Source organism: Aquicella lusitana, assembly GCF_902459475.1.
GTDB classification, from domain to species: Bacteria; Pseudomonadota; Gammaproteobacteria; order DSM-16500; family DSM-16500; genus Aquicella; species Aquicella lusitana.
The window spans coordinates 1,044,178-1,070,308 of sequence record NZ_LR699114.1 but is presented as its reverse complement, the minus strand read 5'-3'; the positions used below and the strand labels follow the sequence as shown (position 1 = coordinate 1,070,308).

Sequence of the window (26,131 nt, the reverse complement as noted above, 5' to 3'; positions counted from 1 at the left end):
GCAAAAAAAACCATCCCCGCAAAGCAGCGGGGATGCCAAGAAAATAACTTCTTGCTTAACAAATTCCCCTTTCACGGGAATAGGATATAACCGTTGATCGCATAAACGCTGCCGCTTGCGGTCGAGTTTTTATACTATACTACTCAATTACGCAGCCACAGACAGGCTAGCTTTTGCCTGCTGGACCAATACTTCAAACGCTGCCTTATCATGAACAGCAATATCAGCAAGCACTTTACGATCAATTTTGATAGAAGCTTTTTTAAGACCATTCATGAAGGCGCTATAGCTCATGCCATGAGAACGAGCTGCTGCATTCACGCGAATAATCCAGAGAGCGCGGAACTCGCGTTTTTTCTGGCGACGATCACGGAACGCATATTGTGCCGCTTTAATGACAGCTTGCTTGGCAACACGAAAAACGCGGCTGCGAGCGCCATAATAACCTTTTGCTTTAGCAAGAACCTTTTTATGCTTGGCTCTGGCAGTAACACCACGTTTCACTCTTGGCATATCTCTTTCCTCTTACTTATTTCATCTTCTTACTCAACTACTTTCAGTCTTTTCTTCGCCTAAAGAAGAAAAGCCATGAAGGCCTATACTTAAGCATAGGGCAGCATTTGCTCTACATGACCCAGGTCTTCATCCCGGACTCGCACGCCTGCACGCAAATGACGCTTACGCTTGGTTGTTTTTTTAGTCAAAATATGGTTGCGGTTTGCACTCTTACATTTAAACCCACCATTTGCCGTTGCGCGGAAACGCTTGGCAGCGCCGCGATTCGACTTTAGTTTAACTACCTTCTTACCTTTATAAGCTCTTGGCATTTCTGACTCCGCACATAGCAAAATAATATAAAAATTTATTTTTTCTTTGGCCCCATCACCATCACAATCTGGCGGCCTTCAAATTTTGGATGCTGCTCTATTGCCCCATAATCCGCTAATTCGTTAATCATTCTTTCCAGCAACTGCATCCCTAATTCAGGGTGCGACATTTCACGACCCCGAAAACGCACTGTTACTTTTGCTTTATCTCCATTCTCCAAAAACTTCATAATGTTGCGCAGCTTGACCTGGTAATCTGCTTCTTCGGTTCCTGGACGAATCTTAATTTCCTTGATCTGGATTTGTTTTTGTTTCTTTTTGGCAGCCGCTTTTCGCTTGCTCATTTGAAACTTATATTTGCCATAATCCATGATACGGCAAACCGGAGGCTTTGCTTCTGGCGAAACCTCAACCAAATCTAACCCAGCTTCTTCGCTTATTTTTTTCGCTTCATGAATTGATACAACGCCAAGTTGTTGGCCTTCTGCATCAATCAAACGCACCTCATGAGACCTTATCTCATCATTAACCCGAGGTTTTTTTTCTGTACTAATTCGACATCCTCCTATTCAAATTCAAACCGCCTGCGCATAGGGTCATGAGTGTTCAATTCGACCTCGTTGCGCAACCTCGGCATCCAGCATCGCTATAAATTTGCCTAAAGGCATCGAACCCAGGTCAGCGCCGCCTTGCGCCCTAACCGAGACAGTTCGTAATTCTACCTCACGATCCCCTACGACTAAAAGGTAGGGAACATGTTTAATAGTGTGCTCGCGAATTTTAAAGCCGATCTTCTCATTTCTCAAGTCTGATTTTGCTCTAACCCCATGTTTTTTCAGCTCACGGGTAATTTCTTCCACATAATCAGCCTGTTTATCCGTAATATTCATTACCATAGCCTGTACTGGCGTGAGCCATACGGGCAGCTTACCAGCATAATGTTCCAGCAAAATGCCTATAAACCGCTCCAGAGAACCTAGAATAGCACGATGAAGCATGACTGGCGTCTTTTTGCTGCCATCTTCGGCGATATAGTAGGCTTCCAGACGCTCCGGCATATTATAATCGAGCTGCAGGGTACCGCATTGCCACATCCGTCCCAAACAATCTTTCAGGTGAAACTCAATCTTGGGCCCATAAAAACCACCTTCCCCCGGGCGTATTTCGAAAGACAACCCGGTGCTGCGCAGCGATTCAGCCAATGCATGTTCCGCCCTGTCCCATGACTCATCAGTGCCTATACGTTTCTCTGGACGGGTCGCCAGCCTAACCACGACCTCATTAAAACCAAAATCTTTATAAACATCGATAACCAGCCTGATAAATTTAGAGGCTTCATCCTGTATCTGGCTCTCGCTACAAAAAATATGGGCATCATCTTGCACTAATTGCCGTACACGCATAAGACCATGCATGGCACCCGTCATTTCATTTCTATGGACGCAGCCAAATTCAGCCAATCTAAGCGGTAAATCTCGATAACTTTTCAATCCCTGCTTGAAGATCTGCACATGACACGGACAGTTCATGGGTTTAATGGCATACTCTTTTTCATCCACTTCGACAGTGAACATTTCCTCGCTGAAATTGGCAAGGTGCCCGGATTTCTTCCACAAGTCCACGTCAACAATTTGAGGAGTAACCACTTCTTCATAGCCCTGCTCGGCTATTCGGCTACTGATATAACTTTTAATGGCCTGATAAATAGTCCAGCCATTGGGATGCCAAAATACCATGCCTGGCGCTTCTTCTTGCATGTGGAAAAGATCCATGCTTTTGGCAAGTTTTCGATGGTCGCGCTTTTCCGCCTCTTCCAGGTTTTTAAGATACTCATCCAGCGCTTTTTTATCTTTCCATGCTGTCCCGTAAATACGCTGCAGCATTTCATTATTTGAATCACCGCGCCAGTAGGCGCCCGATAGTTTAGTCAGCTTGAATGCCTTTAGCATGCCCGTGCTAGGTACATGCGGCCCGCGGCATAAATCAGCAAAATCACCCTGCTGATAAATGGTTAAAATCTCTTCTTCCGGGATTGCTTCGATAATTTTTACTTTATAGTCTTCACCTAAACTGCTAAAAAATTGAATAGCCTCATCCCTACTCACGACCCTGCGCGAAACCGGGTAATTTTTTTCTGCGAGCTCTTGCATCTTGGCTTCGATCAGCTCCAAGTCTTCCGGCGAAAAAGGCCGGTCAAAAGCAAAATCATAATAAAACCCGTTTTCAATTACCGGGCCGATCGTTACCTGCGCTGACGGGAATAAGGATTTCACGGCATGAGCCAGCAGGTGAGCCGTAGAATGGCGGATAATTTCGAGCCCTTCGGGGTCACGGTCAGTAATGATCCGCACCTCGGCGTCCTCTCCCACAGAATAGAAAGTGTCGACCAGTTTTCCATTGACCTTGCCGGCAATCGCGGCTTTTGCAAGCCCGCTGCCAATACTTGCGGCTATCTCTTGCACTGTCACCGCTGCATCAAAGTGCTTTTGGGTTCCATCCGGTAGTGTAATCACAGGCATAAATTCACTATTGGGTTATATCAGTAAAAGTTCATTGTAACCATAAAACAAAATCCCTTGCACGGGTAGTTTGCAAGGGATTTATTTATAACTGGTAGGCACGAGTGGGATCGAACCACCGACCACCACCATGTCAAGGTGATGCTCTACCACTGAGCTACGTGCCTAAATTAGGGTGCTAAAGATACCCTGTCATGCGAAAAGAAGCAAGGTATAAGACAATAGAAAATGCATTAAAATTGAGGAGCTTCTGACTCCCGTATGGGGTTGTAAGTAGGCATTAAGAGATTTGTAAGGGACAAGAACGGATATAGGCGTGATCTTAAAATTACCCTTTATCTCCCCAGCGAACGCTGCCTTATCTCATGAATCAGATCACGCAATCGCGCAGCTTCTTCAAATTCAAGATGATGGGCATGTTCATGCATCTGGTTTTCCAATTTTGCAATTTTGGCGGACAAGGCTTCAGGCGACAAAGTTGAATATTCATCTGCCTTTTCACGCACTTTACCTTTGGGGAAAAGGCGACCTCTTACGCTGTCATCCGCGTAAGCGCCTTCCATGACATCGTGTACCGCTCTTTTAACACTGTGGGGCGTAATACCATGGGCCTCGTTATACGCATGCTGCTTCGCTCGGCGTCTTTCCGTTTCCTGTATCGCACGCTGCATGGAGCCTGTCATGTTGTCCGCATACAAGATCGCCTTGCCATTAAAATTTCTGGCTACACGGCCAATGGTTTGAATGAGTGAGGTTTCTGAGCGTAAAAAACCTTCTTTATCTGCATCCAAGATAGCAACAAGCGATACTTCAGGTAAATCGAGACCTTCGCGCAACAGATTGATGCCTACCAGCACATCAAAAGCGCCTAAACGTAAATCGCGGATAATCTCGACCCGCTCTACCGTCCCCACGTCCGAGTGAAGATAGCGCACTCGTACCTGATGTTCTTCCAAATATTCGGTCAAATCTTCTGCCAGCCGCTTGGTAAGCGTGGTGACCAGTACACGTTCGTTCACTTTCACGCGCTTGTTAATCTCGGACAGCAAATCATCCACTTGGGTAGTGGCGGGCCGCACTTCGATTTCAGGGTCCAGCAAGCCGGTTGGACGCACAACCTGCTCTGCGATGGCATCGGAATGCTCCAGCTCATAACGGCTGGGAGTAGCTGAAACGTAAATCGTTTGTGGCGCACGGATAACAAATTCATCAAAACGCAAAGGACGATTATCCAGCGCAGAAGGCAGGCGAAATCCATATTCCACTAGGGTTTCCTTGCGCGATCGGTCGCCACGATACATGCCATTTAGCTGGGGAATGGTGACGTGCGATTCATCAATGATGAGTAGCGCACCCGACGGCAAATAGTCGAACAGGGTTGGCGGCGGTTCGCCAGGCGCGCGCCCCGATAAATAGCGTGAATAATTTTCAATGCCCTGACAGTACCCGAGCTCTCGCATAAGCTCCAGATCATAGAGCGTTCGCTGCTCAAGACGCTGGGCCTCAACCAATTTATTCAGCTTGTATAACTCTTCCAGGCGGATACGCAGATCCGCTTTAATCTGGTCAATGGCATTGACGATGGTATCGCGCTGGGTAACATAATGCGTTTTCGGATAAATAGTAAGGCGCGGCACCCGTCGCAGTACTTCGCCTGTCAACGGATCGAAGTAGGACAAGTTTTCAATTTCATCGCCAAATAATTCTATGCGCACGGCTTCACTGTCTGACTCTGCCGGGTACACATCAATCACATCACCCCGCACCCGGTATGTTGCGCGATGCAAATCCATATCGTTTCGCGTGTATTGCAGCTCAGCGAGACGACGCAGAATATGACGCTGGTCAACCTTGTCGCCACGGTCCAGATGCATGACCATGCTGAGATACATGCGCGGATCGCCCAAGCCATAAATGGCAGACACCGTTGCAACAATAATGGCATCGCGCCGCTCCAGCAGCGCTTTGGTCGCCGATAATCGCATTTGCTCAATGTGCTCGTTGATAGACGCGTCTTTTGCAATATACGTATCTGAAGAAGGCACATAAGCTTCCGGCTGGTAATAATCGTAATAGGAAACGAAATATTCCACTGCATTATGGGGAAAAAACTCTTTCATCTCACCATATAGCTGGGCTGCCAATGTCTTATTGGGCGCGAGAACCAGCGTGGGACGCTGAACGGCCATGATAACATTGGCCATGGTAAAAGTTTTGCCTGAGCCCGTCACACCCAACAGTGTTTGGTGGGCAAGCCCCTGCTCTATACCTTCCACTAGCTGCTTGATGGCCGCAGGCTGATCTCCAGCGGGTTTAAATTCGGCATATAATTCGAATGCTTGCTTCATGAGGGTTTCGGTAGAACTGGCTGATTAAATTAATTATACTCAGTATTTCTTAAAGGGCATGGTCCCTACTTTCTGAATCTTAATCTATTTTTAGGCTCATAACGAGATATTATCATGACACCAACCCGAAAACTGAGCGAATTAACCATGGCAAACCATTCTTCTCTCGTATTAGCAGAGCGCGTAGGACGCATCAAACCTTCCCCGACCCTGGCCATTTCCGCCCGTGCGGAAGAATTGGCTGCACAGGGCAAGAATATGATTAGTCTAAGTATAGGCGAGCCCGATTTTGATACACCTGAGCACATCAAGGAAGCCGCTATCAAAGCGATCCGCGATGGCCATACTAAATATACAGCCGTGGACGGTATTAAAAGTTTAAAACAGGCTGTCATCAACAAGTTTACCCGTGATAACCGTTTAAAATATGAGCTCAACCAGATTCTTGTCTCCTGCGGCGCGAAACACAGCCTTTTTAACCTATTTTCCGCCATCTTAAACCCAGGCGATGAAGTGATTATCCCGGCTCCTTATTGGGTATCTTATCCGGATATGGTCATGCTGGCTGACGGGCAACCTGTCATTGTGAACACCGATTTTTCCCATCTTTTCAAAATGACCCCCGCACAACTTGAGTCTGCCATCACGCCCAAAACGCGTATTGTGATTCTCAACAGCCCGTCCAATCCGACTGGGATTGCTTATACGGCGGAGGAATTAAAAGCACTGGGTGAAGTTATTTTGCGTCATCCAGGTATTATCGTTGCAAGCGATGATATTTATGAGCATCACCTCTGGAATCACACTCCTTTTACGAATATTTTGAATGTGTGCCCTGAGCTTTATGACCGCTGCTTTGTAATTAATGGCGTGTCAAAGACTTATGCCATGACAGGCTGGCGTATCGGCTATGCCGCAGGTCCTGCCAACATTATTGGCGCGATGAAGAAAGCCCAATCCCAAAGCACTTCCAATCCCACCAGTGTTTCCCAATACGCCGCGCTCGCTGCGCTGGAAGGAGATCAAAGCTGTGTCTCGATGATGACCAAAGCCTACAAGGAACGTCACGATTTTGTTGTGAGCGAACTGCAAAAAATGCAGGGCATACACTGCATTCCTTCGGACGGAACCTTCTATACGCTACCGTCTGTGGAAGGATTACTGAATAAACAAACCGGCATGGCAGATGACATGGCATTTTCAGAGTATCTTTTAAATGAAGCTGAAATTGCCGTCATTCCGGGGTCCGCTTTTGGCGCACCAGGCCATATTCGCTTGTGCTTCACGACGAGCATGGAAAAATTAGTGGATGCGATGCAAAGAATGCATAAGGCCATTGCGAAACTACTTGCTTAGCAGCCATGTGTCATACCTGTGAAGGCGCATCGCTGTCCGGTAATTTTCTACTCGCCGTCGTCCTGCTGCTTGTCAGCGGGACGATGAGAGAACGGAAATTTACCGGACATAATGAGTGAAGACTGGCATGACACCGAGAAATCAATTAGCTTAAAAGGTTCATGACTCAAGGAAAAATTTCATGTTATTGAAATTATTTAATCGCCTGACTTCCCATCTCAAACAAGAACAACCCGTCAAAATCAAAAAGAATCCGCTCAAAATCGTGACGGTTTATGGCTCAAAAACAAATCCAGATCAGCAGGAACAGAACGAAACGGAGGCAAGCCGTAACACATATAAAAAATAAACAAAAAATTATTGACGATTCTGAAAAGCGATATTAGTATTCTCGTCACTTAAGACGGTTCAACGTGATTCCATCATATTGAACAAGATTAAACCTATTCCCCGGTAGCTCAGTCGGTAGAGCAAGTGGCTGTTAACCACTGGGTCGGCGGTTCGAGCCCGTCCCGGGGAGTGAATAACGCATCACCAGCATCTTAATAAGCACTAACGGCTTACGCCCATATCATGTCAGGATAATAAATGGAGTGTTAATGGATGGAACACCCTGGATTGCGGCAAGCACTAGCTCAAGAATCCCCACTGCAAATCGTAGGTACAATCAACGCCTATTCAGCCATGCTTGCCAAACAAAGCGGGTTCCGTGCCATTTATCTTTCAGGTGGCGGCGTTGCAGCCGCTTCATACGGCTTGCCTGATTTGGGTATCACAACGCTCAATGATGTGATTGAAGATGTATGCCGTATTACATATGCTTGCGACTTACCCCTTTTAGTAGATATCGATACCGGCTGGGGCAATGCATTTAATATCGCCCGCGCAATCAAGTCCATGATCCGCGCAGGAGCGGCCGCTGTGCATATGGAAGACCAGGTGCAAGCCAAGCGTTGTGGCCACCGGCCTAAAAAAGAATTGGTTTCTACAGAGGAAATGTGTGACCGCATCAAGGCGGCCATGGACGCCAAGGATAATGATCATTTCGTTTTTATTGCGCGCACAGACGCACTCGCCATTGAAGGATTGGATAAATCCATTGAACGTATTCAACACTATGTGGAAGCGGGCGCAGAAATGATCTTTTTTGAAGGAGCGACAGCGTTATCTCAATATCAGGCGGTAGTGCGTGCTTGTCCTGTGCCCGTGCTTGCCAATATCACTGAGTTTGGCGTCACACCTCTTTTTACTAAAGAAGAATTACAGCAGACAGGTGTACAATTAATTCTTTACCCGCTGAGCGCCTTTAGAGCAATGAGCAAGGCAGCCATCCATGTATACGAAACCATTCGTTCCAAAGGCACACAAAAAACCGTGCTGCCTGAAATGCAAACACGCGAACAGTTGTATGATGTTTTGCATTATCATCAATATGAACAAAAACTAGATGAACTTTTTGCAAAAGGAAAAGTGAAATGACGGCAGTGACTACCAGAGGACTCGAGAAAGTCATCGTTGGCGATACAGCCATATCGACTGTAGGCAAGGAAGGTGTTGGCTTGACCTATCGCGGTTATGATATTCATGATCTAGCTGCTTATTCCACTTTTGAAGAAGTCGCCTTTCTTCTTTTATACGGCCGGCTGCCCACGCTTGCGGAATTACAGAATTACAGGGACAGACTCATCAAGTTGCGCAGGCTTCCCAATGAATTAAAGTTAATGCTTGAAACCATTCCAGCCTCTGCCCATCCCATGGAAGTGCTGCGTACTAGTGTTTCCATGCTCGGAACACTGGAATCTGAATCGGCGCAATATACAGAACACAATATTGCTGATCGCTTGATTGCCTGTACACCTAGTATGCTGCTCTACTGGTATCAATATCATCGTAACAGTCAACGTATTGAAACATGGAATAGTGAAGAACAAACTATTGCGGGTTATTTTCTTCACCTGCTCCATGGCAAAAAACCTGATGATGAAATACGCCGTTGCATGGATGTCTCACTTATTCTTTATGCAGAACATGAATTCAATGCTTCCACCTTTGCTGCGCGTGTGACAGCTTCCACGGAATCCGATTTTTATTCAGCCATTGTCACTGCGATCGGAACCTTGCGTGGTGCTTTGCACGGTGGTGCCAACGAAGAAGCCATGCGGTTGATCAGTATGTTTAAAACACCCGAGCAAGCTGAAACCGGCATTAAAGACATGCTGGCCAAGAAAACGAAAATCATGGGCTTTGGCCATCGCGTTTATAAAAAATCTGATCCGCGTTCAGATATTATTAAAAGCTGGTCACAAAAATTATCTGCACACGCACGTGATGGCTACCTCTATGCAGTATCAGAAGCAATAGAAAAAGTCATGATGAATGAAAAGAAACTCTTCCCAAACTTGGATTTTTATAGTGCCACGGCCTATCATTTCTGCGGCATCCCTACTCCGTTATTCACACCGATTTTTGTGATGTCGCGCTTAAGCGGCTGGAGTGCACATATATTTGAACAACGAGCAGACAATCGCTTAATTCGCCCGGAAGCTAATTATATTGGGCCAGCACCGCGGCCTTTTACACCCATACAAGAACGAGGCTAAGCAATGGCATTACATACCGTTGATGTAAATATTAAACCGACTCAGGATACCGAACTTGTCACCATCGCTGACTACGTTTCGCATCACGAAGTTTCAAGTGAACTCGCCTACACTACCGCCCGTTACTGTTTAATGGATGCGCTTGGTTGTGCCATCCTTGCTCTGCAATATCCAGCATGCACCAAATTGCTGGGGCCGATTATTCCAGGCACATTTGTCCCCGTCGGCACACGTGTACCGGGTACGAATTTCATGCTGGATCCTATTCTAGGTGCCTTTAACATTGGCACGTTGGTACGTTGGTTGGATTTCAATGATACCTGGCTTGCTGCCGAATGGGGTCATCCCTCGGATAATCTTGGCGCCATCCTTGCTGTAGCCGATTATCTCAGCCGAAAGCGATTAGCGGAAGGATCAGAGCCTTTATCAGTAAAAACAGTTTTTTCAGCCATGATTAAAGCCCATGAAGTTCAGGGAATACTCGCACTCGAAAATGGCTTTAACCGGCTGGGATTGGATCACGTGCTTTTAGTTAAAATTGCTTCCACGGCTGTCGCCACCCATCTTTTAGGTGGCACATCCGAGCAGATTGCTGATGCCCTGTCACAAGCCTGGATTGATGGCGCCTGTTTGCGCACTTATAGGCACGCACCCAATACAGGCTCGCGCAAATCCTGGGCTGCTGGAGATGCAACCAGCCGTGCTGTACGGCTTGCCTGGATGACCCTGCAAGGTGAAATGGGTTATCCCAGCGCACTCACTGCAAAAAAATGGGGCTTTTATGACGTCGTAACACGCGGCGAACCACTGCGCCTTCCCAGGCCTTTTGGTTCCTATGTTATGGAAAATGTGTTATTCAAGATTTCTTTCCCGGCAGAATTCCACGCTCAGACAGCTGTTGAATGCGCAATAAAACTCTATCCGCTTATTAAAGACAAGTTGGATCAGATTGAAAAAATCGTGCTGACAACACAGGAATCAGCTGTCCGCATTATTAGCAAATCAGGACCATTACATAATCCGGCTGATCGGGATCATTGCCTGCAATATATGGTGGCAGTCGCCCTGCTGCATGGTGATCTTAAAGCCGACTATTATGAAAATACCTTTGCCAAAGACCCGCGCATTGATCAGTTGCGTGAAAAAATGATAGTTGAAGAAGATAAACAATTTTCCCGCGATTATTTGGATCCAGAAAAACGTTCCATCGCTAATGCCATTCAAATTTATTTTAAAGATGGTTCTGAGACAGATAAAGTCACGGTTGAATATCCTATTGGTCACCGCAAGCGTCGCGAAGAAGGGATACCCCTTTTGTATCAGAAATTCGAAGCAAACCTGTTAACGCATTTTTCTAAAGATAAAGTGAAGGAGCTCACGGCCCTCTTTAAGGATCAGCCTAGCTTAGAAAACCTGGCAGTGAACGAATTGATGGATATGTTTGCCAGCTAGATAGTACATTAGCCAGCATCATGAATGAATCTCTATTCTTCTGTATCTGGTTTAAAGCTATTTGAGATACCCTGAAATTTCGTCCCTACTTCTTCCACGGTACCACCAAACCGGGCTTTAAGATCAGCAAGGCCCGGTGACACAACGCTATCCAGCCATTGCACAGTGGGTTGATAGGTGGCTACCAGACTGGATTGTGTCCAAATTTCTTGCTGAGAAAAAGGCGTTAGCTGTACGAGAAAAATTAAAACCAGATTGATAATAAAACCACGGCAGAAACCAAAAACACCGCCTAGTATGCGGTTTCCTATACCCAGCACACCCGCCTGGAATGCCATATTCAGCACATAACCCAGAATAGAGCCAACGATGATTGTACCCGCAAACAAAAGGGCAAAACTAATAGCAATAGCTGCATAGGAAACAGGTTGATCTGCACTACTTGATGCTTGTGTCAGGGCACCTTGTACAGCAGGAGAACTGGTAAAGGCGGATGCCACGGGATGAGAAAAAGTAGCCGCTACCACGAAGGCCAAAATCCAAGTGATCAATGACACTACTTCCCTGATAAACCCTCGCCAGAAACCAGCCAATATGGAGAGAAAAAAAATGGCAAGAATGATGTAATCAACCCAATTCAGATTTGCAGCCATAGTCTATCCCTCTGTAAATTACGTGATGATTTCCAATGGAATAATAGTATAGAAGGTAATGGAAAAGGTACACAAGCAGCAGTCGCGCTCTTATGCAGTCGCGCTCTTATTTAGGTATGTTCCAATTACCATCCACGATTCTATCCGGTATATCGCTAAATACCGCATCCACACCCCAGCTATATAATTCGGCTGCACGTGCCGGATCATTGACGGTGTAGCACAATAATATCTTATCCATGCTTTTAATTTTTTGCGCAGCTTCGCGGGTCATGATTTCATGATTAACATGCACAGAAATACATTGCAATGAAGTACAGACGTATTGCCAGTCTGGTTCCCATTCATGCAATAACAATCCCATCAAACAGTGGGGTGAATGTTGACGTAAAAAATGCAAGGCATCGAGTGAAAAACTTGAAAATAAAATAGCAGGCTGCGCGGCATGCAAATAAGGTGCTAATTCATCCAAAACACGAATCACTAGCTTCTCTTCGTGGCCCGACTGTGCTTTTATTTCCACATTGGCTGATAACTTAGCTTCCTGAAGAAATTTTATTGTCTGCAATAGCGTCGGGATACGCTCACCAGAAAAACGCGAATCAAACCATCTGCCCGCATCCAATGTTTGCAGATAAGTATACGAATAATGGCTAACCTCACCTTTGCCGTCCGTCGTCCGATCCAGCAAATCATCATGAAATATAATGGGCTCGCCAGAGGCGGCCTGCATCACATCAAATTCAACCCATTTTATTCCTAACTGCGCTGCCTTAATAAAAGCAGCCAGGGTATTTTCAGGCGCATATGCGCTTGCGCCGCGGTGCGCGATCACAGGTGGATAAAATTCAAGAGAGGTAGTCACCAAAATGCATCCCTATTATGCCGATCACAATCAATGACAAAAAGAAAATTTTTTTAGCTGAAACTGATTCATTGAAATGAAAAATTCCGATAACAGCTACCAGTATTGTGCCTATGCCTGACCAGACAGCATAGACAACGCTTAATTCTATATATTTCATGGCAAAGGTCAAAGCCACAAAAGAGATAGTATAAAAAATAGTGAGGTAGACAGAAGGCTTCAGTTTTTGCATCCCATTCGATAATTTCATCGAAATAGTGCCTAACACGCCGAATACGATGGCAATACCCAATGAAATCCAGCTATCTGCGAGTAGAAGGTTCATGTTTGTTTTAACCCTGTCACACCAATAATAATACAACCCAGTGAAAGTGTTTTTAACACTGTCATCGGCTCATGAAAAAAGGCGACGCTAACTAAAAAAATCAAGAATGTGCCCAAACCCGACCAGATTGCATAAGCAAATCCGATCTCAAGTCGCTTTAAAGAAAGCGTTAAAAATAATAACGACAGCGCATAAAAAAAGAATATTAAAAGAGAAGGTTCGAAACGGGCAAAACCATTAGATAATTTCATGGCAGTAGTGCCCGCCACTTCGGTAAAAATAGCGAGCACTAGATAAAACCAGGTAATTGAATTAGACATGGATTCAATTATTACGGGCCAGTTTTTGTGCAACCTGGTCTGGCATAGAGGCCAACACTACCGTCGCTTGTAACTCTTGCTTATTTCCTACAGACAGGGGCTGGGCAGCAGCCGCACCGGCTGCTTTTGCCATAAAAACTTCATTGCGCGCGATGGGCATCGGAACAATGGGTGGTGAAATAAAGTCAATCTGATGCAAATAATATTTTTGATCGGCGTATTGTTTATTCAGTGTATCAATTTCCATTTTAGCCTGCTGGTAAATACTGTTTCTGAGTGTATTATTCGCTTCACGGAATTCTTCATCGCTTGGGGTAAACTGAACCGCATCAATCGTGAATGTCTCCCCCGGTTTGCTCAGCGATTTCGCCTTGTCGCGCAAATTAGCCAATTCAGATTGCGGTAAACGAGCCTGCGCCGTCATCTGGATACTTTCCAAGCCGGACCGGTCCAGCTGGCGGTTATAGGAAACAATGTGCCATTCACCCTTGTCGGATAATTTGTTTAATTTTTGCATCACATCATTTTGGATTTTTTCGATGCCCTGGTCTGTAACAGCAGCGTTCACGCCCACGTTCACCAGCGCGGTTTTAGTCGTCACCCACTGTTCTGCGCGTAATTGTAACGTTACCTTGTTAAGCAGCGGCTCAAGATTAACATCGGCGCAAACAGGTAAAGAGAAAGAAGCGGCCAAAAAAAACAAACCCATTTTTTTCATTTTCATAGCTAAGATCCCTGCCTTATATTCCTGCAAATACCTTTTATTTTATGCAAGTTAAATCAAGACTGCCATCTATTTTATTAAGTCACACTCAATGACGAATTTTATGGATGGCGGAAGTAATGCGATTATTATCCACTATCGAAAGCGCTGACTGCCAAAGTGAACCATAATTCCAACGCGGCAATCGGGGTAACCCAAGCAAAGGGGAAGATGGTGATGCAGGCGCTGAATAGTTAATTTGAGTCTCTTCGCTATCAGGAAGCTGAGGTGGCGAATTAGAAGCAGCCAACTCCTGCAATGACCGGTGTTGATCATCGACCTTATCGTCTAACATCAATAATGCTTTTTCATCAAGCAAAGGAACTTCCACCACTTCACTCGTGTCGTCTTTAGACTGAGGGGAATAATGGTCCATGCATACACCTGTTAAGGCACCTGCACTGCCGCCAAAGAGTACGCCCAATATCCCTGAAATGACCAATGGTATGGGATGAACACCCGATATTAAAATAGACAAAAGTGTGCTCAAACTGCCGCCACCGGACCCACCGATGGAAATTTTACCCCAATGCTGGGAAAGAAACGTGTTAATAAATTGTATGGTACTTTCCGGAATGACATTGCAATGCGTGAGTAATGCCAGTTGAAAATGGCTAAAAGCCTTGTAACCCATTTCCCATGTCTGCACCGCTTTTGCTAATTGGGACGCCACGATGGTTCGTTGCAAATGCATGTCCTGCAAATTCTGTTCATGCTGCTCTATCCTGTTCTTTAAAAGCTGTATTTCATTTAAAGAAGTGGCATATTGAGATACAAATAATTTCAAATCCTTTGCGAGTTCGGACAGGCTGATATTTATTTTTTTTGCGGCAAGATGCCATGCACTGGCTTTAAAATTCAACGCGAACCATTCAGTATGATTCTGCATTTCGCAAGCCTCTACTACACGCCGCCCTACTTCTTCAAGAGCAACATGGCTTTCCTTATGCATTTTTCCATCCATAGTTAATACACGAATGATAGCATTTGCCACTTTTCTGCGCCTCTTGTCGAAGCTCTTTAATTTAATTTCTTGTGTTTCACAATACTCAAGATAACGCTCCAGATCACCATTTAGTAGATGAAATTTTTTGGAAATAAAGGAACGCGTGTTCATTTTAACTTTCTCAATCGCATGCACATAGCTCATCAACGCAGACTTGCAAATCGCGATATTTTTTTTATTTGATTCCTTTACTGCTGTTTGCAAACGATCTATTTGCAAATTAGCTTCCTGACAATGAGGAAGTTCAGTCAGATATTTTCGAATTTCATGCAGATCATCCACATCATAAAAATTGGGCATATCCAAATCCATTTCAAGCGGACCATATCCTCCTTTGTAGCGAAGCGTCCTGATCAGATCACAAACCAGATAACGGAATGATGAGATGGATTTAGTTAATTCGCGCAATAAAATGGGCGCATGCTCTTTTTCAAAGAGCCTAATATCATAATTAATCTTATGAATCGCGGCTAAGAGCTTCTCGTTGGTATCTTTTTCCTCAAATGGCAACAGTAAAAATCGTTGCCTGACCAGTGCATAATGTAAACACACTATCTGTTCCAGCATTTTTCGCTTATCTGCTGTAAAAATATCCATCTTTAGACTAAAATCCCGGCAGTATTCCTCAATGTATCGCTCAAGGTTTTGGTCAATTGGAAAATAGATTTGATATAAATCATCTAAGGAGTTTGCATTAGCCGATTGTTTGTCCAATTGATTCCATATTTCGTTGAATACAGTGACATGGTGAAGGGCGTTTTCTTGCGGGTGTTCCTCCCCACCTTCTGCAAAAGCAGCAGAAAAAGCCTGATGAAACTCGCGAAGCATTTGGTTAATACGACTGATATGAATAAGCCAGGGAAAGGGGTTTACATTGGAGACAAGGTTATTTCGATCAATAGCCATCCTGCACCTCGTGATGGGTTATGCTGGCCAATTGGAATAGTAAATTGATAATTTATTTTATATCCACAATCTCTCCCCGTTTCAAGCTTTATAAAAATTCGACGCAAGCGGCAGGGTTTGTGGGATTACGTCTTATATTTTCGATTACAGCTATGATTTAATAAAGGCACCGACTGTATTACAATACCTCCACTTTTTAATAACTATGATAAACCATGTCTAACGCCAACCTATTTCATCCGCCGCTGCCTCAACAAGCCGGCGAGCGACTGCATTGGAAAAACCTTTATGGTGCAAGCACCGGCCTTGCGCTCGCCCAGGTTATTGCTGAGCGCAAGCAACCTTTTCTCATCATTGCGCAAGATAGCCTGGCTGTTTCGCATCTTATTGATGAATTGCAATTTTTTGGAAACGCAGCGGAAACATTGCTTACGTTCCCTGATTGGGAAACACTGCCTTATGATCATTTTTCTCCCCATCAGGACATCATTTCCGAGCGGTTATCTGCACTCTACCGTATTCCGACGCTTGGTACAGGCGCCATCATCACCACCGTCTCAACGCTCATGCACAGCCTGCCGCCCAGCGATTTCCTCGAAGGGCACAGCTTTCTCCTCAAACTGGGCGATCTCTTGAATATTGATATTCTCAGAACACGGCTGACGAAGGCAGGTTATCATGCTGTCAGCCAGGTGAGGGAACACGGCGAATTTGCTATCCGGGGATCAATTATTGATCTCTTTCCCATGGGCAGCAGAACCCCTTTTCGTATTGATCTCTTCGATAATGAAGTCGATTCCATACGCGTGTTTTCACCAGACACGCAGCGCTCCCTGGAAAAATTGACTGAAATACGCTTATTGCCCGCTAAGGAATTTCCGCTAACCGAGAACGCCATCGAGCATTTCAGACAGGCTTGGCGCAGCCAGTTTGGCGGCAATCCGCTCAAATCGCCCATTTATCAGGATATCAGTGAAGGAATATGCTCACCCGGCATCGAATATTATTTACCGCTATTTTTTGATAAAACAGCCACGCTTTTTGATTATCTCCCTGATAACACCTGCGTTGTCAGCATAGGCGATTTAGAAGCAAAGGCGGTTGAGTTCTGGCAAGAAATTGAAATGCGATATGAGCAGGGCCGACATGATACATCAAGACCGCTGCTTTCACCCAAGTCTCTTTTTGTTTCTGCACAATCGCTTAAATTGTCGCTGCGTGATTATCCACAAATCAGTATCAATCATCATGAAATAAAGGACACTTATACCTTCGCGACCGAGGCTGCGCCCTCTCTCGATATTGATCACAAAGCGACTCAACCGCTTGCTGCACTGCAAAAATTTGCTGCGGACTACCCAGGCCGCCTGCTATTTTGTGCAGAAACTGCGGGAAGACGCGAGGTTCTTTTACAGCTTTTCCGGACAATTTCACTCTCACCTACTTATTTTCATTCCTGGCGGGAATTTTTAGCAAGTGACAAAACTCGCGGCATTGTCGTCGCGCCGCTAGAAGAAGGCTTTTGTCTTAGCGATCTCGCACTGACCCTGCTCACAGAGACGCAGCTGTATGGCAAACGCGTTATGCAACGGCGTCTGCGAAAAAAATCAGTGCAAGATCCTGACGCTCTTATCCGCGATCTCACGGAATTACAAATCGATGACCCCGTCGTACACATTGATCATGGCGTTGGCCGTTACCGCGGCCTGCAAACATTAAAAGTGGGCGACCAAGTCGCGGAGTTCTTATGCCTAGAATATCAAGGTGGCGACAAATTATATGTGCCAGTTGCATCACTGCACCTGATTAGCCGCTACACCGGCACAGACCTAGAACATACGCCTATTAATAAATTGGGTACAGAAAACTGGCAGCGTGCCAAACGTAAAGCGGCAGAAAAAGTACGAGATGTAGCGGCCGAGCTGCTCGACTTGTATGCCAAACGCGCAGCCCGGCCAGGACATAAATATACGCTTCCGGATGAACAATATGCTGCTTTTGCTGCAGCATTTCCTTTTGAAGAAACACCCGATCAGCTGCAAGCCATCGAGCAAGTGTTTAACGATATGACCTCTGATAAGCCCATGGACAGAGTCATTTGCGGCGATGTGGGTTTCGGCAAAACGGAAGTCGCCCTGCGCGCCGCGTTCCTCGCCGTGCAAAACGGCAAGCAGGTAGCCTTATTGGTACCCACCACACTGCTAGCACAGCAGCATTTCCAGAATTTCCAAGACCGCTTTGCTGACTGGCCTATCCAGGTTGAGATGTTGTCGCGGTTTCGAACCGGCAAGGAACAGAAAAATATTTTGCAGCGCATGGAAAATGGAAAAATCGATATTATCATTGGCACACACAAGCTATTACAGCAAGATATTAAATTTAAATCCCTGGGCCTTGTCATTATTGACGAGGAACATCGGTTTGGCGTAAAGCAAAAAGAAAAATTGAAGGCGCTACGCACGACCATTGACATGCTTACTCTTACGGCTACACCTATTCCGCGCACCATGAACATGGCTTTGTCCGGCATTCGCGACTTGTCTGTGATAGCCACACCACCTGCCCGCCGGTTATCCGTTAAAACATTTGTCCATGAATACAACGATGCCATTATACAGGAAGCGATCCAGCGCGAAATCATGCGCGGCGGGCAAGTTTACTTTTTGCATAACGACATCACCACGATCAATAAAAAAGCCGAGGAAATTTCAACATTGGTACATGAAGCGCGACCTACTGTCGCACATGGACAAATGCATGAACGTGAGCTGGAACGCGTGATGTCTGAATTTTATCATCGTCATTTCAATGTACTTGTCTGCTCCACCATCATTGAAAGCGGTATCGATGTTCCTACCGCTAACACGATTATTATTAATCGTGCTGACAAATTTGGCCTGGCTCAATTGCATCAATTGCGTGGCCGCGTGGGACGTTCGCATCATCAGGCTTATGCTTATCTCTTAATTCCTTCCCGGGAGCATATCACCGATCACGCTGCCAAACGGCTCGATGCCATTGCCGCCCTGGACGATTTGGGCATCGGGTTTACACTGGCCACGCATGATCTTGAAATTCGCGGCGCAGGTGAATTACTAGGCGAAGAACAAAGCGGCGAAATGCAGGAAATCGGCTTTACGCTTTATATGGATTTACTATCCCGGGCTGTGGATGCATTGAAAGCGGGTAAAGAGCCCGATTTTGACAAATCATTGTTGCATCAAGGCTCCGAAATTGATTTACATCTAACCGCGCTCATACCGGAAAATTATCTGGGTGATGTTCAACTACGCCTGCAATTCTACAAACGCATCGCCACCGCAAAAGAAACAGCGGAGCTGGATGAAATTCAGGTTGAAATGATTGACCGTTTTGGACTGCTGCCCGATCAGCTCAAAAATCTTTTTGCTCTGACTGAACTCAAATTGAAAGCCGAAAAACTGGGCATTATCAAACTAGAAGCTGGTGAAAAAGGCGGCAAATTTGAGTTTTCTGAAAGGCCACAGGTTAAACCGGAAACCATTATTCGCCTCATCCAAACCAAACCGCAGCAGTATCGCCTCGACGGCCCCACTCGACTGCGATTTACGCTGGATACCCATGAACCTAAAGAACGCATAGGCCGGGTGGAGAAACTGCTTGATGAACTATTTGATTAATACGGCATTAAGAATCGCTCACTCTCATACAAACTGTTCTAATTAAGCTCGGTAGCTATCGCACTAATTTGCTATGAGCCCACTGATCAGAATTGAATTCGCTTTCACTGGACTCTGGCCATTTTTCGATGCGCCTATTCCTCATTTAAGTCATGCCTAAGCTTGCATATGTAAAAATTAGACATATAAAAAAGGTTCATTTTCCAGAAGATAATCGGGTTATAGAAGCAGCAGTCGAAATACACTCATTATTATTATCGTAGAAATAATTAGTAAAAATATCTTCATCTTCTTTAACTGTTTCTCTAATCCCTTGTGAAAAAGGAATATTATAACGACTTTTGCCAGCTTCTTCAGGTATCCAAGCTGGGTGTGTGTAACTGACATATTTTCCCAAACGGCGGTTCGTAATAGGGGATGTTTCTGTTGACGGCCTAATGTTTGCAGCACGAAATTTTTCTTCAATTTCTTTTAAAATTTCTATCCATTTCTCTGCTGTGAACTCAGGGTTCCCATTGCGATATAAAACAATTTCTCGGCCGGTCATATCTTTATTTTGAGAATTATGTCTGGCCGTCTCAATTGACATAACTTTAAAAAGTGCAATTTGATGCGTTTGTGCGCACTCTGACAAAATAGCAAATGCTAATCCCAAATCTTCATAATGAATGGCTAAATTAATCTTCCAATCATCATCATTAATATTAACCTCTGGATTAAGACGCTCGTAACCGATCCAGCTACTTAGCCTAGGAAATAGCCTACTAAATGAAAAAGTAGATAGTTTAAAATTGTAATCTTCATAGCATTCCTCATTTGTTTTACCTGACTCATAATAATTGGTAATAATTTCTCTAATGCTTAGATTCTGAGAATTATTTGGCACAGCGCTTACTTGAATTTCTTCGCCAGCATCATTATTTTGGTCTAAAGGAGAAATTATTTGAATTGCAGCTGGTCCTCGTTTATTAGCAGGATCTGCTAATTTATTCATTTCTGTTATGTTAGCAACCAATTCATAGACTTCATATCTAATACTTTTAAAATTTTTAAAAAATAGTTAATAACCGATTCGCTGTTTTAAATTTGGCGAAATATGAAAATCTAACAATTTACTACTATTAATGAGCTTTAATAATTGCTGATTATATTTGTCATCATTGCTTACATCTAAATTTCTAATTAAACTTTTATAAGTTTGCTGCAATATTTTTATATGTTTAATTTGTCTAGAGTTTAATTTCTGATTATTATCCTTATCAGATGGATTAGAATAATTACCATAAATGTCGTTTGAAATAACAAAATAAGCCGCTTCAAGATATTTTAATCTAGAAAACAAATTCGGGATATCATCTAATTTTATTAATATATTTTTTTCTGTCATGGATTTATCATCTGGAGAATTAATTAAAGTCCAAAACAAAGTATTACTAAAAAAATCATCTTCTTTAATATATTGAAAACCATCAGAATATTTTGTCAGTAATAAAGCATGAGCTATACATACTTCATTAAGTTTTATTTGATCATCTTCTTGATCAAAAATATCAAAAATACTTTTTAAGTATTCAATCTTTTTTTCAAGGCTGATTAACACGCCTAAATTTTCTTCATCCAATGCTGAAAGAATAGATTTAGCTGTAATATTTTCTTGTTTAATTAAACTTAAGAGTGGATTTGGAGCACGAAAGTAATCAGGTAAACCTCTAATCCCAAGCTGAGTAACATGAACCATTGTTTTATAATCAAAGCTACGCTCAACAACTAATTTTAATGCGTCTAAATCATGCGCTGAAAGTAATGCATCGACTTTCATATATTTTCGAGTAACAACTTCTTCAAATAATTTATCTGCGATTTCAGTTTTGTTTTGCGCATATAACTTAGCTATTTGCTTAAAACATTCTTTTTTAATTATGTAAATGGCAGATATTGTTTCATTAGGAGTATCTTCATCCAGGTAACGAGAAGGGTAAGTAATAGAACTAGCAGCATCCAACAATGTCTCTATGATTCTTACTTCATCATAAAGAAAATCATTATTTTCTTTATCATAGAAATCTTCTTTTACTTTTTCGAGTAAATTTTCTAAACTAGCATCATTGAATTCTGTTTCATTATTTTCATAAAAATCAGTGACAGGATTATTTAATTTAAAATCCCCAAGAATCACCGGTGTGTCCCGGTAAAATCGAATGATTTCTGACATAGGAAATATACTTTTTAGAATTTCTACAGGATCTTGTATACTTTCTTCAGCTATTTTTTTGCCTAAACTTAATGTCAAGATGCGCTCTCGATCATCAATTTTTTGCTGAAAAAATGCAAACCCTTTTTTTTGTAACAAACGTATATATGTTTCTCGTATTTGCGCGAGAATAGATAATTCATAGTTATCCATTTCGCCTAATATTTTTTTGGTCGAAAAAATAAATGCTACTAATTTTTGTAATGAATTTAATTTTTCATCTATTAAGTAAGCATCATTATCAATGAATTCATTAAAAAAATTAATATTTTCACGATTAATTATTTTTCCTAATAACGGAAATTGCTTAACTGTACCCGCGTAAACGGGTCCAAGTAAATTATTTATGCTATTATTAAATCGGTCAGCAATTTTTTTTCTTCTTTGGTGAATATATTTTGTTTTTCGATCAAGTTTTTCATCAAATGAATATCTTTTCTTTTGAATTTCAATAAATTTTTCTGGCGAAAGTTGTTTATCAGTTGAAAATTCATGATGAGATTGTAACTGCTCCAACATAACGGTGTACGATTGCCCCATGCTAATTAATCTAGTAGGTAATCCTGATGGTTTTACGAAAGTAATTCGATCTAAGTGTTTAAGCTCATAATTTTTAACTTCTTTTAAAATTGGATTAATAATAATAGAAACATTTTTGTTTTGCTCGGCAATGTTATCTTCAGGAATGCTTTCTGGTAAATAATCATAAACATGATCATATTTAGCTAATTCGTTAAGTATAGAATACACATAAAAAGCACAATTATGAGGGTCCCATTGCAAATCCGAAACACAAGCTTTAAATTCAAAATCTACGTGTTGGTCTTGTAAAAATTGGACTAGAAAATCAATTGCAACCAAATGATTTTTATCAGCTGCTGGCTCTATACTAAAAATTTTAAATTTGCCATTATCATCTACTTCTACATCTAAACCAAACGCATGATTCTGACCACGATGGTAATAAAGAAATTGCTTTCGATCGCCAGGTTTTAATTTTATTATTTCTTTTGCGAGTCTTTTAACGGTAAATTCACTCGCATATTTTGAAGCACTAATCCCCTCAACATTCAAATGTCGACCTAACGCTTTATTGCGGCGATTTTTAGCAGCAATTAAATATTGCATCGTGTCTAAGGTCGCAGGCTTCTCGCGGGAAAGGACATTTTTAATAGATTCCAATCTCTCGGCAAATTCCGAATATTCCTGCGGACTAAAATCTTCCGTTTCATATTTTGGTATATTATTTTGTTTAACTAGTAGCTCTTCCAGGTAAGCAAGAAAGATTTTCCTAATCTCGCTTTTTAAATTAACACTTGGATTTTTTATTTCGCCACTATTTTGTCGACTAACCAACTGATCCAATTTATGTTTTGTGAATGAATTGAATAATAACCAATAAGATAATTGCTCCACATCTTTGCTAGCTAATATTAAAAGTATTTCGCTATTCAATTGACGAAATTTTTTATCGTTAACAATATCGTCTGGAATACTTTCAATAACTAGGTTTGCAAGTTCTGTAGTCGTCAGTCTTGGCATAATTAAGAAATTCAAAAAATACTATTTTTTTTAGTATAGCTTAGTTTTTATAAGAAATTTTTTTGATTATTGATCAAATGCATACTGAGACAATAGTGGGCTTTCAGCGATCAAGCCTAGCCAAGCTTCCATGACTTGGTACCGCCTCGACGGTCCCACTCGACTGCGATTTACGCTGGATCCCCATGAACCTAAGGAACGCATAGGCCGAGTGGAGAAACTGCTTGATGAACTATTTGATTAATACGACATTAAGAACGGCTAGAATACCCAACGTATTGTTGCAATGTAAACTATCGCACTAATTTGCTTATGCGCTTTGAAACAAACGCACCAATACGGAAAAGGAGAGGAGAACTCTCCAACACGTGTTGAGGTTTTTCACCTGCTAATAGTGTTGCGATAGGCTGATTCCCCCAAGGTGTTGCGACAATTTTTCTTCTGTCGCGGCCCCGCATTGCAGCGCATGCGTTATCAAGGTGTTGGTGCAATGCAGCATGGGCATTCCTAGCATTCGGTTGGGTAATCAAGCTATAATTTTGATCAATAAATTCATCCCCGAAATGTTCGCACATTAACTTTTCGCGATACACTCTTATTTCCTTTTGATTTTTCATATGAATCCCCACTTCACTATCACGAGCGCCTAGCATGCTGCGCTCATTACAATTAGCAGAGCCAAGGATCAACTCTTGGTCATCCACAATCATCAATTTGGAATGTGTATACTTCATTTTATATTGATCGCCTTCCATTTGACCAAGGTTATAAAAAGTTAGATAATCTTTCGCTGATTTTCCGTGCAGTCTTGCGCAAGCATCGACAGTTTTGATCAGCCACTCTAATGTCTTCCATTGCTTGCGCAAAATAACTTTAACGTCCAATGCGCCAGGATCATTCCCTTCCGGACGAAAAGGTAACTGGCAATAAAAATGAAAATCTTCCCCTTTAGAAATTTTATCTTTGATTTTTTTTGCAATCTCTAAAATAACCTGATTTGAACCTTCAACTGTGCGCTTGCCGTCTTTATGAAAACGCGGGCCGATAAAAAACTGATTTTCCATGTATATAAATTTATCAGATTTTCTAATAGCCTCCACATAGACACTTTGAATTTCATCAGTATGATGCTGTTTGTCTTTTTTTATGCTATGCCAATTTCTGGCATGAAAATATTCTTTACGCATGGAGCAAACAAGCTGTATGGTTGATTTTTGATTCAGCACGTCCATGGATATTCTAGCGTTAACCTTTTCGCATTGTTGTTTTTTTTCTTCCAATATCTTGCTTGCTTTCTCGTGCGATCCTATTTTCATTTTGCACTTTTTAGCATCCCACCGATTCTGAATAAGACTAATCGCATCTTCCACAATAGGACCTTTGATTTGAGCGTGACAATCATGCCATTCGTCAGGATTCGAACGGCCAACCGTTAAATCCAACCCGCCCAAGTAAAGTGTTGAGTCTGCCACAACCATTTTTTGATGGTCTGAAATGCCTAACTTTCTGGTTGAACATTTCAGGTGCAGATTTTCTCTTACCTTTTCCGCGTCGACTGGTGATAACTTGGATATTTCATGATTCATCGCCAAAGCAAAATTTTTAACTTGCTCTCTGTGAACGGGCGCAATATTATCCCACACTAGAATCACAATTTTTATGCCTTGCCTGGCCTTTTCAACTAACAATTCCGGCAAGCGGCGATTATTTTTCCCAAATTGCTCTGTAGGCGATAGCGCCCACCCAACAATAAAAATATTTTCCTTCGCTGTTTCCATATCATCAAAAATATCAGCAAATGCGCCGTCACGATGAGCAGCATCAGCATAGGCATTACTATAAAACTTGACTTGATTTTCCGCTCTCGTTGGAAACAAAAACCGTTGGCTTCGAGATAAACTCGCTTTTTTTTCTGCTCTTTGGAAAAGTAACGCCTCGTTCGCAATAACGTTTCTTAATATTTGCGGCGTACTCTGACTGCCGACACCCAAAATACTTTTAATAGAATCGCTAGTCCACTGCTTCAGTCGGCGCAAAACCCCTTGTTCATTTTTGTAGCGCTCAACAGGATTGATTACCCTGTTTATCTGCATAGACCTTGCGTAATGAAAGATTTCATTCATCTGTTGATCAAGCAAATTAGTTGATTGTGTCGCATTAGATATAAGCGATATGAGTCCATAAAAAGTATCCAGGGAATGGCCAGGTGCACTTCCCCATGTAGGCTCAGCTACGCCAAGCACATTTTGTAGAAGCCTTATTTTTTTTCTATTCGCTAATTTATTTTTATCTAATTGCGTAATTTTGCTTTCAAGAATGGAAGCACCCAGTTGCAAGCCGTGCAATAGCTTGGTTAATATGGCTATGTTATTGAGATGTTTTTGGTATTTTTCTTCAACTTGCTCTTGTATGGATCGTATTTCATTTTTAAAGAGATCCGAATCTTCTGGCACACCAGGCAAGCGCAAGGAGGCTTTCTTTTTAACTAGTGCATCAAAAAGGACATCACAATAAGCTTTATTGCAAGGTCTCGATTTCGCCAGATAGATCTTAAAAAGCAAACTGTCTATGTCATTTTCTTCAAGCTCAAAATTTTTCATTGCGCACAGCACAGCCTCTGATGCTGGCTCTGTTTTGAAAAAAAGTGCTATGCATTTATCAACATGAGAGATCGTTTGAGCAACAATTAATCCGCGGACCAGGACCAGAATTGAATTCACTTTTAATAATTCTCGTTTT

General features: G+C 42.8%; 20 protein-coding genes and 2 tRNA genes. 7 read left to right on the top strand and 15 right to left on the bottom strand.

The window, feature by feature from the left end:
- Positions 1–147 precede the first annotated feature (147 nt).
- From rplT to uvrB, 6 genes are all read right to left on the bottom strand, one after another.
- The gene (gene rplT, locus AQUSIP_RS04945; RefSeq protein ID WP_114833348.1) at positions 148–513 is read right to left on the bottom strand and encodes a 50S ribosomal protein L20; all 366 of its coding nucleotides are present in this window, start codon (positions 511–513) and stop codon (positions 148–150) included.
- An 89-nt stretch (positions 514–602) separates the two neighbouring features.
- Positions 603–827 (bottom strand): 50S ribosomal protein L35, encoded by a 225-nt coding sequence (rpmI, locus tag AQUSIP_RS04940; protein ID WP_114833347.1) that lies wholly within the window; start codon positions 825–827, stop codon positions 603–605.
- A gap of 35 nt (positions 828–862) precedes the next feature.
- On the bottom strand, positions 863–1,396 hold the full coding sequence (gene infC, locus AQUSIP_RS04935) for a translation initiation factor IF-3 (protein ID WP_197737865.1): 534 nt from the start codon (positions 1,394–1,396) through the stop codon (positions 863–865).
- Between the two features lie 27 nt (positions 1,397–1,423).
- Entirely contained in the window at positions 1,424–3,346 is a 1,923-nt protein-coding gene (thrS, locus tag AQUSIP_RS04930) for a threonine--tRNA ligase (protein ID WP_114833345.1), read from the bottom strand.
- A gap of 92 nt (positions 3,347–3,438) precedes the next feature.
- Positions 3,439–3,513: transfer RNA gene (locus AQUSIP_RS04925), tRNA-Val, on the bottom strand.
- Positions 3,514–3,681: 168 nt separating this feature from the next.
- Complete coding sequence (gene uvrB / locus AQUSIP_RS04920) at positions 3,682–5,694, bottom strand: excinuclease ABC subunit UvrB (protein ID WP_114833344.1); 2,013 nt, start codon at positions 5,692–5,694, stop codon at positions 3,682–3,684.
- A gap of 114 nt (positions 5,695–5,808) precedes the next feature.
- Between uvrB and AQUSIP_RS04915 the strand changes: the two genes are divergently transcribed.
- The 6 genes from AQUSIP_RS04915 (at position 5,809) to AQUSIP_RS04895 (ending at position 11,102) form a co-directional block, all read left to right on the top strand.
- Positions 5,809–7,050 (top strand): pyridoxal phosphate-dependent aminotransferase, encoded by a 1,242-nt coding sequence (locus AQUSIP_RS04915; protein WP_232058636.1) that lies wholly within the window; start codon positions 5,809–5,811, stop codon positions 7,048–7,050.
- A 181-nt stretch (positions 7,051–7,231) separates the two neighbouring features.
- Positions 7,232–7,399: a hypothetical protein gene (locus AQUSIP_RS12325; protein WP_170131721.1), complete on the top strand. Its 168-nt coding sequence runs from the start codon at positions 7,232–7,234 to the stop codon at positions 7,397–7,399.
- A gap of 98 nt (positions 7,400–7,497) precedes the next feature.
- Positions 7,498–7,570, top strand: a tRNA-Asn gene (locus AQUSIP_RS04910).
- Positions 7,571–7,653: 83 nt separating this feature from the next.
- Positions 7,654–8,529 (top strand): methylisocitrate lyase, encoded by an 876-nt coding sequence (gene prpB / locus AQUSIP_RS04905; protein WP_114833343.1) that lies wholly within the window; start codon positions 7,654–7,656, stop codon positions 8,527–8,529.
- Positions 8,526–9,650 carry a bifunctional 2-methylcitrate synthase/citrate synthase gene (gene prpC, locus AQUSIP_RS04900; protein ID WP_114833342.1) on the top strand — a complete coding sequence of 375 codons (1,125 nt, stop codon included), beginning with the start codon at positions 8,526–8,528 and terminating at the stop codon, positions 9,648–9,650. The genes prpB and prpC overlap by 4 nt, the downstream gene beginning before the upstream one ends.
- A 3-nt stretch (positions 9,651–9,653) precedes the next feature.
- Positions 9,654–11,102 (top strand): bifunctional 2-methylcitrate dehydratase/aconitate hydratase, encoded by a 1,449-nt coding sequence (locus AQUSIP_RS04895; protein ID WP_114833341.1) that lies wholly within the window; start codon positions 9,654–9,656, stop codon positions 11,100–11,102.
- A 32-nt stretch (positions 11,103–11,134) separates the two neighbouring features.
- On the opposite strand, the gene AQUSIP_RS04890 is transcribed toward AQUSIP_RS04895, so the two are convergent.
- The 6 genes from AQUSIP_RS04890 to AQUSIP_RS04865 form a co-directional block, all read right to left on the bottom strand.
- Positions 11,135–11,755, bottom strand: coding sequence for a CvpA family protein (locus AQUSIP_RS04890; RefSeq protein WP_114833340.1), 621 nt, complete (start codon positions 11,753–11,755; stop codon positions 11,135–11,137).
- Positions 11,756–11,861: 106 nt separating this feature from the next.
- Entirely contained in the window at positions 11,862–12,620 is a 759-nt protein-coding gene (locus tag AQUSIP_RS04885; protein ID WP_170131720.1) for a glycerophosphoryl diester phosphodiesterase, read from the bottom strand.
- The gene (locus AQUSIP_RS04880) at positions 12,604–12,945 is read right to left on the bottom strand and encodes a DMT family transporter (protein WP_114833338.1); all 342 of its coding nucleotides are present in this window, start codon (positions 12,943–12,945) and stop codon (positions 12,604–12,606) included. Before AQUSIP_RS04880 ends, AQUSIP_RS04885 begins: the two co-directional genes overlap by 17 nt.
- Positions 12,942–13,265: a DMT family transporter gene (locus AQUSIP_RS04875; RefSeq protein ID WP_114833337.1), complete on the bottom strand. Its 324-nt coding sequence runs from the start codon at positions 13,263–13,265 to the stop codon at positions 12,942–12,944. Before AQUSIP_RS04875 ends, AQUSIP_RS04880 begins: the two co-directional genes overlap by 4 nt.
- Positions 13,266–13,269: 4 nt before the next feature.
- On the bottom strand, positions 13,270–13,989 hold the full coding sequence (locus AQUSIP_RS04870; RefSeq protein WP_114833336.1) for a hypothetical protein: 720 nt from the start codon (positions 13,987–13,989) through the stop codon (positions 13,270–13,272).
- An 88-nt stretch (positions 13,990–14,077) separates the two neighbouring features.
- Entirely contained in the window at positions 14,078–15,940 is a 1,863-nt protein-coding gene (locus AQUSIP_RS04865; RefSeq protein WP_114833335.1) for a hypothetical protein, read from the bottom strand.
- Positions 15,941–16,155: 215 nt separating this feature from the next.
- Here AQUSIP_RS04865 and mfd point away from each other — a divergent pair, with 215 nt between their 5' ends.
- Complete coding sequence (gene mfd, locus AQUSIP_RS04860; RefSeq protein WP_114833334.1) at positions 16,156–19,599, top strand: transcription-repair coupling factor; 3,444 nt, start codon at positions 16,156–16,158, stop codon at positions 19,597–19,599.
- A gap of 196 nt (positions 19,600–19,795) precedes the next feature.
- Here mfd and AQUSIP_RS04855 read toward each other — a convergent pair whose 3' ends face one another.
- The 3 genes from AQUSIP_RS04855 to AQUSIP_RS04845 form a co-directional block, all read right to left on the bottom strand.
- Positions 19,796–20,593, bottom strand: coding sequence for a hypothetical protein (locus AQUSIP_RS04855; RefSeq protein ID WP_114833333.1), 798 nt, complete (start codon positions 20,591–20,593; stop codon positions 19,796–19,798).
- A gap of 66 nt (positions 20,594–20,659) precedes the next feature.
- Positions 20,660–23,392: a hypothetical protein gene (locus AQUSIP_RS04850; protein ID WP_114833332.1), complete on the bottom strand. Its 2,733-nt coding sequence runs from the start codon at positions 23,390–23,392 to the stop codon at positions 20,660–20,662.
- A 293-nt stretch (positions 23,393–23,685) separates the two neighbouring features.
- Positions 23,686–25,992: a phospholipase D-like domain-containing protein gene (locus AQUSIP_RS04845; RefSeq protein WP_147277446.1), complete on the bottom strand. Its 2,307-nt coding sequence runs from the start codon at positions 25,990–25,992 to the stop codon at positions 23,686–23,688.
- Between the last annotated feature and the right edge of the window lie 139 nt (positions 25,993–26,131).

Excerpts from the sequence above, each read along its gene's own strand:
- rplT (WP_114833348.1), bottom strand. The coding sequence starts at position 513 with ATGCCAAGAGTGAAACGTGGTGTTACTGCCAGAGCCAAGCATAAAAAG.
- rpmI (WP_114833347.1), bottom strand. The coding sequence starts at position 827 with ATGCCAAGAGCTTATAAAGGTAAGAAGGTAGTTAAACTAAAGTCGAAT.
- thrS (WP_114833345.1), bottom strand. The coding sequence starts at position 3,346 with ATGCCTGTGATTACACTACCGGATGGAACCCAAAAGCACTTTGATGCA.
- uvrB (WP_114833344.1), bottom strand. The coding sequence starts at position 5,694 with ATGAAGCAAGCATTCGAATTATATGCCGAATTTAAACCCGCTGGAGAT.
- AQUSIP_RS04915 (WP_232058636.1), top strand. The coding sequence starts at position 5,809 with ATGACACCAACCCGAAAACTGAGCGAATTAACCATGGCAAACCATTCT.
- AQUSIP_RS12325 (WP_170131721.1), top strand. The coding sequence starts at position 7,232 with ATGTTATTGAAATTATTTAATCGCCTGACTTCCCATCTCAAACAAGAA.
- prpB (WP_114833343.1), top strand. The coding sequence starts at position 7,654 with ATGGAACACCCTGGATTGCGGCAAGCACTAGCTCAAGAATCCCCACTG.
- prpC (WP_114833342.1), top strand. The coding sequence starts at position 8,526 with ATGACGGCAGTGACTACCAGAGGACTCGAGAAAGTCATCGTTGGCGAT.
- AQUSIP_RS04895 (WP_114833341.1), top strand. The coding sequence starts at position 9,654 with ATGGCATTACATACCGTTGATGTAAATATTAAACCGACTCAGGATACC.
- AQUSIP_RS04890 (WP_114833340.1), bottom strand. The coding sequence starts at position 11,755 with ATGGCTGCAAATCTGAATTGGGTTGATTACATCATTCTTGCCATTTTT.
- AQUSIP_RS04880 (WP_114833338.1), bottom strand. The coding sequence starts at position 12,945 with ATGAACCTTCTACTCGCAGATAGCTGGATTTCATTGGGTATTGCCATC.
- AQUSIP_RS04875 (WP_114833337.1), bottom strand. The coding sequence starts at position 13,265 with ATGTCTAATTCAATTACCTGGTTTTATCTAGTGCTCGCTATTTTTACC.
- AQUSIP_RS04870 (WP_114833336.1), bottom strand. The coding sequence starts at position 13,989 with ATGAAAATGAAAAAAATGGGTTTGTTTTTTTTGGCCGCTTCTTTCTCT.
- AQUSIP_RS04865 (WP_114833335.1), bottom strand. The coding sequence starts at position 15,940 with ATGGCTATTGATCGAAATAACCTTGTCTCCAATGTAAACCCCTTTCCC.
- mfd (WP_114833334.1), top strand. The coding sequence starts at position 16,156 with ATGTCTAACGCCAACCTATTTCATCCGCCGCTGCCTCAACAAGCCGGC.
- AQUSIP_RS04855 (WP_114833333.1), bottom strand. The coding sequence starts at position 20,593 with ATGAATAAATTAGCAGATCCTGCTAATAAACGAGGACCAGCTGCAATT.
- AQUSIP_RS04850 (WP_114833332.1), bottom strand. The coding sequence starts at position 23,392 with ATGCCAAGACTGACGACTACAGAACTTGCAAACCTAGTTATTGAAAGT.
- AQUSIP_RS04845 (WP_147277446.1), bottom strand. The coding sequence starts at position 25,992 with ATGAAAAATTTTGAGCTTGAAGAAAATGACATAGACAGTTTGCTTTTT.